Here is a 12,395-nt window from a genome sequence, read left to right as displayed (position 1 = left end):
GGTTCGCGGCTCCTGCGCTCCGCTCCGGCCCGCTCACGTGCGCACGGTAGCCCCTCGCACCGGCGGTGGCGACGTCAGCCCGTCTCGCCCGCCACGGCGAACGTCCGGAGCTTCTGCACCGCGAGCGCCGTCATCCCGACGGTGAAGACGCCGGCCATCACGAAACTCACCGGCACCGACACCGAACCGGCGAGGACGTCGGTGGGGGCCAGCCAGTCGACGATCGTCTGCACGTACTGCTGGATGCTGAGCTTCGCCGTGCCCGACATGATGTTGCCGAGCAGGCCCTCCCACAGCACGACGTACACCAGGCCGAGCAGCACCGGGCGGCGGGTGAGCACGCTGATCGCCAGGAACAGCGCCGAGTAGGCGAGGGCCCCGACGAACGCGCCGACGACCAGCGCGAAGGCCAGCGGGGTCGAGTCGGCGAGGAGCCCGACCACGAACAGCGGCACCCCGGCGAACCCGCCGGTGACCCCGACCGCGACGGCGAGCTTCGTGAACACGATCTCGGAGCGCGGCAGCGGCTTGGACAGGATGTGGGTGATCGTGCCGTCGTCGATCTCGGAGCCGAGCACGCCGGTGCCCACGATGAGCGCGATGACGGGCAGCACGGCGGTGAAGCCGAGCCCGACGATGACGGGCTCACCCCACTCTGCCGGCGCCTCGCCGAACGCGCGGGCCGCCCAGGCGAAGCCGATGAGGAGGATCGGCAGCGGCACCAGCAGCCAGATCCGCCGGCGGCCGAGCAGGCCGCGCAGGGTGATGCGGGCGATGGTCGGATTCATCAGGCACCCACCAGGTAGGAGAAGACGCTTTCCAGGGACTCGTCGGCGGGCAGCAGCTGGCGCACCCGGACGCCCTCCTTGAGCGCGATGCGGGGCAGCGACCGGGTGAACGTGCCGTAGTCGGACGCGCGCACCTGCAGGCCGGTTGCGTCGATGTCGACACCCGCGACGGATGCCTGGCCGATGAGCGCCACCGCGAGGCGGCGGTCGTCGCTGGAACGGATGGAGAACACGTGCGGCCGGTTGGTCATCAGCCGGCGGATGGTGCGGAAGTCACCGGAGGCGGCGAGCCGGCCGGCGACCATGACCTGCACGGTGCCGGACACCTGCTCGACCTCCTCCAGGATGTGCGAGGAGAACAGCACGGTGCGGCCGTCGTCGCCCATCTTGTGCAGCAGGTCCATCATGTGGAAGCGCTGGCGCGGGTCCATGCCGTTGAACGGCTCGTCCAGCAGCAGCACGCCCGGGTCGTGCACGAGCGCGGCGGCGACGCGGATCCGCTGCCGCATGCCCTTGCTGTAGGTGTCGATCCGCCGGTCCTGCGCCGGCTCCATCTCCACCATCGCCAGGGCGCGGCGGGCCGCCTCCTCCGGGTTGGCCAGGCGGAACAGCCGCGCGCTGGCAACCACGAACTCCTTGCCGGTGAGGAAGCCGTGGACCGCCTCCCGCTCGCTGACCAGGCCGAGGGTCCGGTACACGTCGGGGTTGCGCCACGACGGCGCGCCGTCGACGGTGAGCGTGCCCTTCGACGGGGCCAGGAAGCCCGACATCATGTGCAGCAGCGTGGTCTTGCCGGCGCCGTTCGGGCCCAGCAGGCCCGTCACGCCCGGACCGAGGGTCATCGTGACGTCGTTGACGGCGACGACGTTGCCGTACCAGCGCGACACGTGTTGCAGGTCGACGGTGCCCATCAGGCGGCCACCTTCCGGTAACGAAGCAGCAGGAGACCGAGGCAGCCGGCGAGCAGGACCAGGGTGGCGGCGCCGTAGACGGGGCCGTAGTCGCCGATCGGCATCCCCCCGCCCTGGTCCGGCTCCGCCCCGAACAGCCACTGGTCCAGCCCGATGAGCAGGGTCATCGGGTTCACCGCGAACGAGAGGCTGGCCAGCGCGCTGCCCTCGCCGCCGATGACGTTGAGGATGCCGACCATCGGCGTGGTGATGATGAACACGCCGACGATGAACGCCGCCGCGAACGCCCGCCGGCCCGTCAGCGACGCGACGAGCAGCGCGATCGCGGCCAGGACCAGCGCCCGGATGAAGGCGCCGACGAGGCCCGGACCCATGTCGCCGAGCTCCTTCATGGCGCCGGAGAACCCGTCGGTGCGGGTGAAGACCGCGCCGATGTACATGAGCAGCTGCGGCACGGCGAGCAGCAGCAGGATCACGGTTGCCAGGGCGGTGTACTTCGCCAGGGCGTAGTCGGTGCGGGCCAGCGGCCGGCTGAAGTACAGCGGCAGCGTGCGGTCCCGCAGGTCGCGGGAGACCAGCTCGGGCGCGACGATGGCGAGGAACAGCATCACCGGGAACGCGATGGTGGCCGCGAACCCCCGGTAGGTGATGAACGACTGGTCGGTGAGCGACCGGACCGCGATCTGGATGACGGCGACGCTGAGCGCGATGCCGATCACCATCCACGGGAAGATCTTCGCCTTGGCGCCCCGGCCAATGCCGAACGCGGTGCGCAGGCTCTGCTCGTAGAGGGAACGGTTGGCGTACCAGCGGCCGAGCCGGGGCCCCTTGTAACGCTGATAGCCGATGTCATGGATGACGCTAGTTGGCTGCGCCATGGCCGACCTCCTGTGCTGCCGGTCCGGTCTGTCCGTTCGGCCCGGTCACTGACGGGGTTTGGAAGAGCTCAGCGACGCGGTGCCGGCGCTGGTCGAGGCGGTGCAACGGCAGGTCCAGCTCGGCCACGGCCACGAGGATCTGGTCGTAGACCTCCTCGCTGTCCAACGGCACCATGAGGGCGGCGCCGTCACGGGTCACCGGCAGTCCCTGCTCCGCGAGGCGGGCGACAAGCAGCTCCACGCCCTCGCTCACCTCGACGGTGAGCACGTCGCGGCTGGTCGTCATGTCCGACACGGTCGCGGAGCGCAGCAGCTTGCCGCCGTCGATCGCGATCAGTGACGTGCAGATCCGCTCGACCTCGCCGAGCAGGTGCGAGCACACGACGATGGAGATGCCGAACTCGGTGCCGATGCGGTAGACCAGCTCCAGCATGGCGTCTCGGCCGGCGGGGTCGAGGCCGTTGGTCGGCTCGTCCAGCAGCAGCAGGTCCGGGTCGTGGGCGAGCGCCTGCGCCAGTTTGACCCGCTGCTTCATGCCGGTCGAGTAGCCGCCGATCTGGCGGTACCGCTCCTCGTAGAGCCCGACGTGCCGCAGCGCCTCCGACGCCCGCTCCCGGGCGGCGTTGGCGGGCAGCCCGCTCATCCGCGCCAGGTGCGTCACGTACTCGGCGGCCGACGTCTCGCTCGGCAGGCAGTCGTGCTCGGGCATGTAGCCGACCCGCTGCCGCACCTGCACGGACTGGGTCGTCGGGTCGAGCCCGAGCACCCGCAGGTCGCCGCCGGACGGCTGGAGCAACCCCAGCATGATCTTGATGAAGGTGGACTTGCCGGCGCCGTTCGCGCCGACCAGCCCGATGATCCCTGGCTCCACCGCCAGGGAAAGTTCCGAAAGGGCGGTGACGCCACCCCCGTAGCGCTTCGTCAGCGCACGCGTCTCGATGAGTGCCACGTCGCCGACCTTACGGACCGTCAACCCTGAGGACTATCCGGAACGCACCTGAAAGCGTCCACCTAGGGGTTCAACCTGAGATTTTCCTCAGATTGCCTCAGATCCTTCTCAGGTTCGGTTACGCGCGGTCGACGTTGGGGCGTGGATCTGCCACTGCTCCGTTTCCGGCGCAGCATCGAGTGGGCCGGACTGATCAGCCGGTCCGGCTCCGTGCTGTGGGTCGTGTGCACCGTGGTGCTGCTCCCCGTGCCCAACACACTCACGCTGTGGGCGGCGCCGCTCGTGCTGACCAACATCCTGGCCTGGTACGCGCTCCGCAACGTCGGGCATGTCTCTTATACGCGGATAAGTGCGGTTTTGGTGGCACTGGACACCGCGACGACCATCGGCGCGATCATGGGCACGATCCGCTACACCGACGTCACCCTCTGGCCGATCTTCGTCATCCCCATCGTCGTCGGCGCCTTCCGCAACCAGCTCACCGGCGCCCTGCTCACCTGGCTCGCGACCTCCCTGAGCTGCGTCGCGCTCTACGGCTGGGCCGAGCCGATCGCCGGCCACCCGCTGCCCAACGAGCTGGTCTCCCTGGCCCCGGCCCTGCACCTGGTCGTGGCCGTCCTGCTGCGCCAGCTCGGCGAGGCCCGCGCGGAGCTGCGCCACCAGGCGCTGCACGACCCGCTGACCGGCCTGGGCAACCGCAACCTGCTGGAGGAGTTCACCCGCTCCGGGCTCACCCCCGGCGTCCCGGCCTCCGTGCTCGTGCTCGACCTCGACGGGTTCAAGGCCGTCAACGACACCCTCGGCCACGCCGCCGGCGACGAGCTGCTGCGTGTCGTCGCCTCGCGGCTGCGCGCCCACGCCCGCGAGGGCGATCTGGTCGCCCGGCTCGGTGGCGACGAGTTCGTGGTTGACATGAGGGTCGCGCGGCAAGCGTATCCTCATTCGCATGTCGTGGTCGCTGGCCACCCTCCTCGCCGCGTGGTCCTCCGTGACCTCGCCGGCCGACGCCGTCGCCATGGCGACGGCGGTCCTCGCCGCACTCGCGATCGTGCTCGCGGCGCGCCTGCTCACCGGTGCGCCCACCGCGGCGCAGCGCGCCGTCCCCGTGCCGGCGCGGGCCCGCTCGCGGCAGGCCCGGCCCACCCGGGCGATGGACCCCGACGCGGCCGGGCGGCCGCGCCCCCGCGCGCCTGGACAGCGGTAGTCCCTCCCGACTCCCGCTCGTCCATCTCCGCGCACCCCCGACCCTTTGCGGTGGCTGGCGCGTGCGCGCATCCTGCCGAAGGGCTCCCATCGTGCTGCACCATGTCCTCGTCCTGCTCGCCTCCACCACCGGTTCCGTCGCCGCCGCCATCGTCATCGCCACCCTCGCCGTCCGCGCGGCGCTGCTCCCGCTCAGCCTGCGGGCGTACCGCGCCGAGAAGGTCCGCGCCAGGCTCGCCCCGCAACTGACCGCGCTGCGGGAACGGCACGGCAAGGACCCCGTCGCCCTCGCCGAGAAGACCACCGAGCTCATGCGGGCCGAAGGGTCCGGTCCCCTCGCCGGAGTCCTGCCGATGCTCGCGCAGGCGCCCGTCATCTGGCTGCTGTACCGCGAGTTCAGCGGCGACGCCGTCCGCGGGCACACCCTGCTCGGCGCCGACCTGACCGCCCGGCTCCTCGACCACCCGGCCCTGCTCACCGGCTGGCTCATCGTCGCCGCCCTCGCCGCGATCGCCGGCTGGAACGTCCGGCAGCTGCCGGAGGGCTCACCGGCCCTGGTCCGCGCCCTGTCGTTCGGGACCGTGGCGTTCGCCGTCTTCACTCCCGTCGCGGCCGGGATCTACCTCGTCACCTCGGGGCTGTGGACGGCCGTCGAGCGTTTCGTCGCAAGGCGATGAGCCAGAACGCTTTTGCACGTACTGGCGCAAAGTTTTTTCGGTTTGTAGAAAAGTTCGGTTGCCACTGGCGGAAGGAAGGCATCGAGTTCTACGCTGCCAAATCAGCGACCATCGGCGATGTCGCCCACAAGATCGTCACACAACTCCAACCGCCATAGGAGGGCCCGGTGCGAACGGGTGTGTGGCTGGTAGGCGCGCGCGGTTCCGTCGCCGTCACCAGCATCGTCGGCGCTGCCGCTGTGCGCGCCGGGCTCACCGAGCCGATCGGTTGTGTCACCGAGCATCCGGTGCTGCGCAGTGATGCGCTGCCCGGGCTCGGCGACCTCGTCTTCGGCGGCCACGACATCGCCACCATCAGCGTGGCGAAGAAGGCCGAGGCCCTGGCCGAGGCCGGGGTCGTGCCGGGAAGACTGGTCGCGACGCTGCACGACGAACTGGTGGCGGTGGACGAGGAGATCCGTCCGCTGCCGCACGGCACCGCGGCCGAGGTCGCCGCCGCCGTCACCGCCGACCTGCTGGACTTCCGGCGGCGGCACGACCTGGCGCGGGTGGTGGTCGTCAACGTCGCCTCCACCGAGGCCGCGGCGGCGCCACACCCCGCGCACACGTCCCTGGAGACGCTGCGCGACGCCCTGGACACGCTGCCGCCGAGCTCGTTGATGGCGTACGCGGCGTTCGAGGCGGGCTGCTCGTTCGTCGACTTCACGCCGTCGACGGGCGCCCGCCTGCCGGCACTGCACGAGCTCGCCGTACTCCAGAATGTCGCGTATGCCGGGCATGACGGCAAGACGGGCGAGACGCTGATCAAGTCAGTGCTCGCCCCGATGTTCGCGATGCGCAACCTGCGGGTGAAGTCCTGGTCCGGGACCAACCTGCTGGGCGGCGGCGACGGGGCGACCCTCGCCGAGCCCGCCGCCAACGCGGCCAAGTCCGCCAGCAAGCAGCGGGTGCTCAGCGAGACCCTCGGCTACCAGCCGGACGGGCACACGCGCATCGAGTACGTGCCCGACATCGGCGACTTCAAGACCGCCTGGGACCTCATCACGTTCGCCGGTTTCCTCGGCACGCCGATGCGGATGGAGTTCACCTGGCACGGCTGCGACTCGGCGCTCGCCGCGCCGCTGGTGCTGGACCTGGCCCGGCTCACCGCCGCCGCGCACGGGGCCGGGCGGGTCGGGCCGCTGACCGAGCTCGCGTTCTTCTTCAAGGACCCCCTCGGCGAGGTGGACCACGCGCTGGGCGCACAGTTCGAGGCACTCGCCGTGTTCGTGCGGTCGCTGTGAGCCCCGACTGGCGGACCCTCGCCGAGCTGGTGCGTGCGCCCGCCGCGTTGAGCGTGCCGGGTGACGTGGTCGCGGGGGCCGCCGCCGCGGGGACGCTCGGGCCGCGCACGCCGGTGCTCGCCTCGTCGTCGGTGCTGTTGTACTGGGCGGGCATGGCCGCCAACGACTGGTCCGACCGGGAGCTCGACGCCGTCGAGCGCCCGGAGCGGCCGATCCCGTCGGGCCGGATCACGCCCCGGACCGCGTTCGGGGTCGCGGCCGGGCTGACCGCTGCCGGCGTCGCCCTCGCCGGCCTCGCGGGCGGCCGCCGGGCGCTCGCCGTCGCGGTCCCCCTCGCCGGCGCCGTCTGGGCCTACGACCTCAAGCTCAAGAACACCCCGGCGGGTCCCGCGGCGATGGCGACCTGCCGGGCCCTGGACGTGCTCCTCGGCGCGAGCGGCGGCCGGCTGCGCTCCGCTGCATTCCCGGCCGCGACGGTGTTCGCGCACACCTACACCGTGACCGCCCTGTCCCGCGCGGAGGTGCACGGCTCCACGCCCGCCCTGCCGGCCGCCACCCTCGCCGGGTCCGCTGCGGTGGCCGTGTCCGCGGCGCTGCCGTCGCGGCCGTTCGGGTGGCGGTCGCTCATCCCCGTCGCATTGTCCGGTTGGTACGCCAAGCGCTACGGCGAGGCGCAGCTCAAGGCCCTCGAAAAGCCGACAGCCGGCAACATCCGGGCGTCCGTCGGCGCCGGGATCGTCAACCTGCCGACGCTGCAGGGCGCGCTGACCGCACGGGCCGGCGCGCCGATCGCCGGGATCGCCGTCGCGGCCGCCGCGCCACTGGGCCGGCACCTCGCGAAACGGCTGTCACCGACATGAGCCTCCGGTTCGGGTACGGCACGAACGGCTTCAGCAACCACCGCCTCGACGACGCGCTGACCGTGATCGCCGGGCTCGGCTACACCGGTGTGGCGCTGACCCTGGACCACCATCATCTGGACCCGTACGACAGCAACCTGTGGCGGCACGTCCGAGCGCTCGGCCACCGCCTCAACGAACTCGGCCTCGGCGTCGTCATCGAGACCGGCGCGCGGTACCTGCTCGACCCGTGGCACAAGCACGCGCCGACGCTGCTGGACGACGAACCCGACGCGCGGATCGACTTCCTGCGCCGGGCCGTGCGGATCGGCTCCGACCTCGGCGCGGAGGCGGTCAGCTTCTGGGCCGGGGTCCGCCCGCCGGACCTGCCGCCCGACCTCGCGTGGCGGCGGCTCGTCACCGGCAGCGCCGAGGTCCTCGCCGCCGCCGAGAGCGCGGAGATGATGCTCGGCTTCGAGCCCGAGCCGGGCATGCTGGTCGAGTCGATCGACGACTGGGAGCGGCTGCGGGCCGACCTCGGCGCGCCCGTCCACTTCGGACTGACCCTCGACATCGGCCACTGCCGCTGCCTGGAGCCGGTGTCCGCCGAGGAGTGCGTGCGCCGCGTCGCCGGTCAGCTCGTCAACGTGCAGATCGACGACATGCGCCGCGGAGTGCACGAGCACCTCGAGTTCGGCACCGGCGAGGTCGACTTCCCGGCGGTGCTGCAGGCCCTCAACGACACCGACTACGGCGGCCTCGTCGCCGTCGAACTGCCCCGGCACAGCCACGCCGCGCCGACCGTGGCCCGGGACTCCCTCGCCTTCCTGCGCGCCGCCGAAGCGCAGTCACTGGACCGATTCCAGGAGGTGCCATGAACCTGTACGACTCCCTCACCGCCGAGCTGGCGGACACGGTGTGGCTGGACACGGCGCTGGAGACCGTGGCGCGCCAGCCGGCCGCGGTCGGCCGCCTGTTCCCCGCCGCGGGGCGCCGCTGCGGCCGGTGGGCCCTCGCCGGGCTGCCCGGCTGGACGGTCGACGACGCGGCCCGGGTCGTCCTGCTGACCCGGCTGCCGGTCGAAGCCCTGGCGACCGAGCTGGAGCCGCTGTACCGCTACGGCGACGCGGCGGAGAAGCGGGCCGTCCTGCGGGCACTGCCGCTGCTGCCGGCCTCGGAGGCGTTCGAGCCGATCCTGCTGGACGCGTTGCGCACCAACGACACCCGGCTGGTCGCCGCCGCGCTCGGGCCCGCCGCCGCGTGCCTGCCCGACGCCGCGTGGCGGCAGGGCGTGCTGAAGGCGGTCTTCATGGGCCTGCCCCTGGCCGCCGTCGCCGACCTCGACGAGCGCGCCGACGCCGAGCTCGCCACCATGCTCGCCGGGCTCGTCGAGGAGCGTCACGCCGCCGGGCGTGCCGTCGCCGAGGACGCCACGGCGCTGCTGCACCGCCTCCAGGAAAGGGTTTCGTGATGCGCATCTTCGATCCACACATCCACATGACGTCACGGACCACCGACGACTACGAGCGGATGGCCGCCGCCGGGGTCCGTGCGCTGGTCGAGCCCGCGTTCTGGCTCGGGCAGCCGCGCACCAGCGTCGGCTCGTTCACCGACTACTTCGACTCCCTCGTCGGGTGGGAGCCGTTCCGGGCCTCGCAGTTCGGCATCCGGCACCACTGCACGATCGCGCTGAACCCGAAGGAAGCCAACGACCCGCGGTGCCGCGAGGTGCTGCAGGTGCTGCCGCGATACCTGGAGAAGGACGGCGTCGTCGCGGTCGGCGAGATCGGCTACGACTCGATGACGCCGGAGGAGGACGAGGTCTTCGCCGCGCAGCTCGCGCTCGCCGTTGAGCACGACCTCCCGGCGATGGTGCACACCCCGCACCGCGACAAGGCCCGCGGCACCGACCGGACCATCGCCGTGGTCCGAGAGTCCGGTATCGACCCGGGCCGCGTCGTCGTGGACCACCTCAACGAGGTCACCGTCGCGCGGGTCGCCGAGAGCGGCTGCTGGATGGGCTTCTCCATCTACCCCGACACGAAGATGACACCGTCGCGGATGGTGGCGATCCTGCAGGAGCACGGCCTGGACCGGGTCCTGGTCAACTCCGCCGCCGACTGGGGCCGCTCCGACCCGCTGCTGACCCTGCGCACCGGTGAGGCGATGCTGGCCGCCGGGTTCACCGACGACGACGTCGACCGGGTGCTGTGGCGCAACCCGGTCGAGTTCTACGGCCAGTCGAAACGCCTCGACGTCTCGGATCTGCTCGATGTCGACGCCACCTTCGAGGGGAACTCGATCCTCCGCGGCGGGTCGTGATGCGGCTGCGGCACCCCGACGGCCAGGTGATCCACCTGGCCTACGGGACCAACGTCCACCCCGCGGAGGACCTGCCGGGCATCCTGACGCAACTCGATGTCTACGCGGCGAAGGTCCGGTCGTTCCTGGACACCCCGGTGCTCGGCCTCGGGCTGTGGCTGGCCGCTCCGGTGGCCGCGCTGCTCGCCGGCGACCCAACGCTTCGCCGGCGGCTGCGGCACGAGCTGGACGTCCGCGGGCTCGAGGTGGTGACCCTCAACGGGTTCCCGTACGAGGCGTTCCAGGCACCGGTGGTGAAGAAGGCCGTGTACCTGCCGGACTGGGCCGACCCGCGGCGGCTGCGGTACACCATGGACCTGGCCCGCGTCCTGGTCGACCTGCTGCCCGACGACGCCGAGCGGGGCTCGATCTCGACGCTGCCGCTGGGCTGGCGCGACCCCTGGGACGGCCCGCAGGTCACCGCGGTCAACCGGGCCCTGGACCAGCTGTCCTACGGGCTGTCGTTCCTGGACCGGCCGATCCGGGTCGCGTTCGAACCGGAGCCGGGGTGCGTCATCGAGAACACCCTCCAGGCGACGGTGCACCTGTCCCGGGTCGATCCCAGGTATCTCGGGGTCTGCGTGGACCTTGCGCACCTGGCCTGCGCCTGGGAGAACCCGGTCACCGCGGTGCAGCGCCTGGCCCGGGCGGGCCTGCCGGTCGTGAAGATCCAGGTGTCGGCGGCCCTCGCGGTCGACGACCCGACCGCGCCGGCGCTCGCGTCATACGTGGAGCCGCGGTTCATGCACCAGACCCGCTCCCGCGGCTGCGCGGCGTCCTTCGACGACCTGGACGAGGCGCTGTCCAGCGGCGCCGACGGGCCGTGGCGGGTGCACTACCACGTGCCGCTGCACGCCTCGCCCGAGCCGCCGCTGCAGGCGACCACGGACGTGCTGCGGGCCGGCCTCGCGGCGCTGCTCGGCGGGCCCGTCGCCGGCTGCGACCACCTCGAGGTGGAGACCTACACCTGGGGCGTGCTGCCCGAATCCCAGCGCCCCGCAACCCCTTCGCAACTCGCCGCGGGAATGGCGGCCGAGCTCGCGTACGCCCGTGACATCCTGCACGACCTCGGCCTCAAGACGTTGGAGCCCCGATGAGCAAACCCCTGCTGGTCCTCGACGTGGTCGGGCTGACCCCGCGACTGTTGGCGCACATGCCGCGCCTGTCCGCCGTCGGCGCCACCGTGCCGCTGCGCCCGGTCCTGCCCGCGGTCACCTGCTCCGTGCAATCGACGTTCCTCACCGGCGCGCTGCCCTCCGACCACGGCATCGTCGGCAACGGCTGGTACTTCCGGGACCTCGGCGAGATCTTCCTGTGGCGGCAGCACAACGCCCTCGTCGGCGGCGACAAGCTGTGGCACGCCGCCCGCCGGGTCAAGCCGGACTACACGGTGGCGAACGTCTGCTGGTGGTACGCGATGGGCGCCGACGTCGACTGGACCGTGACCCCGCGCCCGATCTACTACGCCGACGGCCGCAAGGAACCGGACTGCTACACGTTCCCGCCGGCGCTGCACGACGAGCTGACGTCCAAGCTCGGCGAGTTCCCGCTCTTCACCTACTGGGGCCCCGGCGCCGGCATCCCCTCCTCGGCGTGGATCGCCCGGGCCGCCGAGCAGATCATGGTCGAGAAGTCACCGGACCTGACCCTGGTGTACCTGCCGCACCTCGACTACGACCTGCAGCGCTTCGGCCCGTCCTCGCCGCAGGCCGCCGAGGCCGCCGCCGCCCTGGACAACGTCGTCGCTCCCCTGCTGGCCGCCGCTGAGGTGCGGGGCGTGACCGTCGTCGTCCTCTCGGAGTACGGCATCACCGACGCCGGACGGCCCGTCGACGTCAACCGGCTCCTGCGCGCCGAAGGTCTGCTCAACGTCTACACCCAGGACGGCATGGAGTACCTGGACCCGTGGACGTCGCGGGCGTTCGCGGTCGCCGACCACCAGATCGCGCACGTCTACGTGCGCGACGCCGCGGACCTGCCGCTGGTGCAGAAGCTGTGCGCCGGCCTGCCCGGCGTCGGCGAGGTCCTCGACGCCGCTGGCAAGCAGCGCACGGGCCTGGACCACGAGCGCGCCGGCGAGCTCGTCCTGCTGGCCGAGCCCGACGCGTGGTTCACGTACTACTACTGGCTCGACGACGCCCGCAAGCCGGACTTCGCGCAGCTCGTCGAGATCCACCGCAAGCCCGGCTACGACCCGGCGGAGCTGCTCTTCGACCCGGCCGGGCCGGGCGCGGCGAAGGCCCGGGCCGGGGTCGCGCTGGCGCGCAAGAAGCTCGGGATGCGGTACATGATGAGCGTGGTCGGCCTGGACGCGGGCGCGAAGGCGGTGAAGGGTTCGCACGGCCTGATGCCGGCGACGGTGGACGACGGGCCGGTCTGGTTGTGCAACGACCCCTCGTTGCAGCTCGACGCCGACACCGTCGACGCGACCGAGGTGAAGGGGCTGCTGCTGCGCCTCGCCGGCCTGACCTGACGCCGGCCGATGCGCTTGTGGCTTGCCTGGCTC

The 12,395-nt window shown here is 72.0% G+C and carries 13 protein-coding genes and 1 pseudogene; 10 read left to right on the top strand and 4 right to left on the bottom strand.

Annotation, left to right across the window (positions count from 1 at the left end; all coding sequences use genetic code 11):
- Window positions 1–74: 74 nt before the first annotated feature.
- From ACFPIJ_RS21080 to ACFPIJ_RS21065, 4 genes are read right to left on the bottom strand one after another with little or no spacing between them, the layout of a single operon-like run.
- Window positions 75–788, bottom strand: a complete 714-nt coding sequence (locus ACFPIJ_RS21080; RefSeq protein WP_380116882.1) for an ABC transporter permease — start codon at window positions 786–788, stop codon at window positions 75–77.
- A complete protein-coding gene (locus ACFPIJ_RS21075; RefSeq protein WP_380116881.1) occupies window positions 788–1,699 on the bottom strand; it encodes an ABC transporter ATP-binding protein in 912 nt (303 codons plus the stop codon). The genes ACFPIJ_RS21080 and ACFPIJ_RS21075 overlap by 1 nt, the downstream gene beginning before the upstream one ends.
- Complete coding sequence (locus ACFPIJ_RS21070; protein ID WP_380116880.1) at window positions 1,699–2,577, bottom strand: ABC-2 transporter permease; 879 nt, start codon at window positions 2,575–2,577, stop codon at window positions 1,699–1,701. The genes ACFPIJ_RS21075 and ACFPIJ_RS21070 overlap by 1 nt, the downstream gene beginning before the upstream one ends.
- The gene (locus tag ACFPIJ_RS21065; RefSeq protein WP_380116879.1) at window positions 2,561–3,526 is read right to left on the bottom strand and encodes an ABC transporter ATP-binding protein; all 966 of its coding nucleotides are present in this window, start codon (window positions 3,524–3,526) and stop codon (window positions 2,561–2,563) included. The genes ACFPIJ_RS21070 and ACFPIJ_RS21065 overlap by 17 nt, the downstream gene beginning before the upstream one ends.
- Before the next feature lie 396 nt (window positions 3,527–3,922).
- Between ACFPIJ_RS21065 and ACFPIJ_RS21060 the strand changes: the two are divergent.
- The 10 genes and pseudogenes from ACFPIJ_RS21060 to ACFPIJ_RS21015 form a co-directional block, all read left to right on the top strand.
- Window positions 3,923–4,384: pseudogene (locus ACFPIJ_RS21060) on the top strand (diguanylate cyclase); the annotation flags it as partial.
- 88 nt (window positions 4,385–4,472) lie between these two features.
- Window positions 4,473–4,730 (top strand): hypothetical protein, encoded by a 258-nt coding sequence (locus ACFPIJ_RS21055; RefSeq protein WP_380116922.1) that lies wholly within the window; start codon window positions 4,473–4,475, stop codon window positions 4,728–4,730.
- Between the two features lie 91 nt (window positions 4,731–4,821).
- Window positions 4,822–5,406 (top strand): YidC/Oxa1 family membrane protein insertase, encoded by a 585-nt coding sequence (locus ACFPIJ_RS21050; protein WP_380116878.1) that lies wholly within the window; start codon window positions 4,822–4,824, stop codon window positions 5,404–5,406.
- A gap of 167 nt (window positions 5,407–5,573) precedes the next feature.
- Entirely contained in the window at window positions 5,574–6,689 is a 1,116-nt protein-coding gene (locus tag ACFPIJ_RS21045) for an inositol-3-phosphate synthase (RefSeq protein ID WP_380116877.1), read from the top strand.
- Window positions 6,686–7,549 carry an SCO3242 family prenyltransferase gene (locus ACFPIJ_RS21040; protein ID WP_380116876.1) on the top strand — a complete coding sequence of 288 codons (864 nt, stop codon included), beginning with the start codon at window positions 6,686–6,688 and terminating at the stop codon, window positions 7,547–7,549. Before ACFPIJ_RS21045 ends, ACFPIJ_RS21040 begins: the two co-directional genes overlap by 4 nt.
- Window positions 7,546–8,406: a sugar phosphate isomerase/epimerase family protein gene (locus tag ACFPIJ_RS21035; RefSeq protein WP_380116875.1), complete on the top strand. Its 861-nt coding sequence runs from the start codon at window positions 7,546–7,548 to the stop codon at window positions 8,404–8,406. Before ACFPIJ_RS21040 ends, ACFPIJ_RS21035 begins: the two co-directional genes overlap by 4 nt.
- The gene (locus tag ACFPIJ_RS21030) at window positions 8,403–8,999 is read left to right on the top strand and encodes an EboA domain-containing protein (RefSeq protein ID WP_380116874.1); all 597 of its coding nucleotides are present in this window, start codon (window positions 8,403–8,405) and stop codon (window positions 8,997–8,999) included. Before ACFPIJ_RS21035 ends, ACFPIJ_RS21030 begins: the two co-directional genes overlap by 4 nt.
- On the top strand, window positions 8,999–9,850 hold the full coding sequence (locus tag ACFPIJ_RS21025; protein ID WP_203853696.1) for a TatD family hydrolase: 852 nt from the start codon (window positions 8,999–9,001) through the stop codon (window positions 9,848–9,850). Before ACFPIJ_RS21030 ends, ACFPIJ_RS21025 begins: the two co-directional genes overlap by 1 nt.
- Window positions 9,850–10,986, top strand: a complete 1,137-nt coding sequence (gene eboE / locus ACFPIJ_RS21020) for a metabolite traffic protein EboE (RefSeq protein WP_380116919.1) — start codon at window positions 9,850–9,852, stop codon at window positions 10,984–10,986. Before ACFPIJ_RS21025 ends, eboE begins: the two co-directional genes overlap by 1 nt.
- Window positions 10,983–12,362 (top strand): nucleotide pyrophosphatase/phosphodiesterase family protein, encoded by a 1,380-nt coding sequence (locus ACFPIJ_RS21015; protein ID WP_380116873.1) that lies wholly within the window; start codon window positions 10,983–10,985, stop codon window positions 12,360–12,362. The genes eboE and ACFPIJ_RS21015 overlap by 4 nt, the downstream gene beginning before the upstream one ends.
- Window positions 12,363–12,395 lie beyond the last annotated feature (33 nt).

This window comes from Dactylosporangium cerinum (genome assembly GCF_042653625.1).
Classification (GTDB): Bacteria; Actinomycetota; Actinomycetes; order Mycobacteriales; family Micromonosporaceae; genus Dactylosporangium; species Dactylosporangium cerinum.
Note: the sequence above shows the minus strand (reverse complement) of the source record. Positions and strands in the feature narration are given on the sequence as shown.

Excerpts from the sequence above, each read along its gene's own strand:
- ACFPIJ_RS21025 (WP_203853696.1), top strand. The coding sequence starts at position 8,999 with ATGCGCATCTTCGATCCACACATCCACATGACGTCACGGACCACCGAC.
- ACFPIJ_RS21015 (WP_380116873.1), top strand. The coding sequence starts at position 10,983 with ATGAGCAAACCCCTGCTGGTCCTCGACGTGGTCGGGCTGACCCCGCGA.
- ACFPIJ_RS21080 (WP_380116882.1), bottom strand. The coding sequence starts at position 788 with ATGAATCCGACCATCGCCCGCATCACCCTGCGCGGCCTGCTCGGCCGC.
- ACFPIJ_RS21075 (WP_380116881.1), bottom strand. The coding sequence starts at position 1,699 with ATGGGCACCGTCGACCTGCAACACGTGTCGCGCTGGTACGGCAACGTC.
- ACFPIJ_RS21035 (WP_380116875.1), top strand. The coding sequence starts at position 7,546 with ATGAGCCTCCGGTTCGGGTACGGCACGAACGGCTTCAGCAACCACCGC.
- ACFPIJ_RS21055 (WP_380116922.1), top strand. The coding sequence starts at position 4,473 with ATGTCGTGGTCGCTGGCCACCCTCCTCGCCGCGTGGTCCTCCGTGACC.
- eboE (WP_380116919.1), top strand. The coding sequence starts at position 9,850 with ATGCGGCTGCGGCACCCCGACGGCCAGGTGATCCACCTGGCCTACGGG.
- ACFPIJ_RS21030 (WP_380116874.1), top strand. The coding sequence starts at position 8,403 with ATGAACCTGTACGACTCCCTCACCGCCGAGCTGGCGGACACGGTGTGG.
- ACFPIJ_RS21070 (WP_380116880.1), bottom strand. The coding sequence starts at position 2,577 with ATGGCGCAGCCAACTAGCGTCATCCATGACATCGGCTATCAGCGTTAC.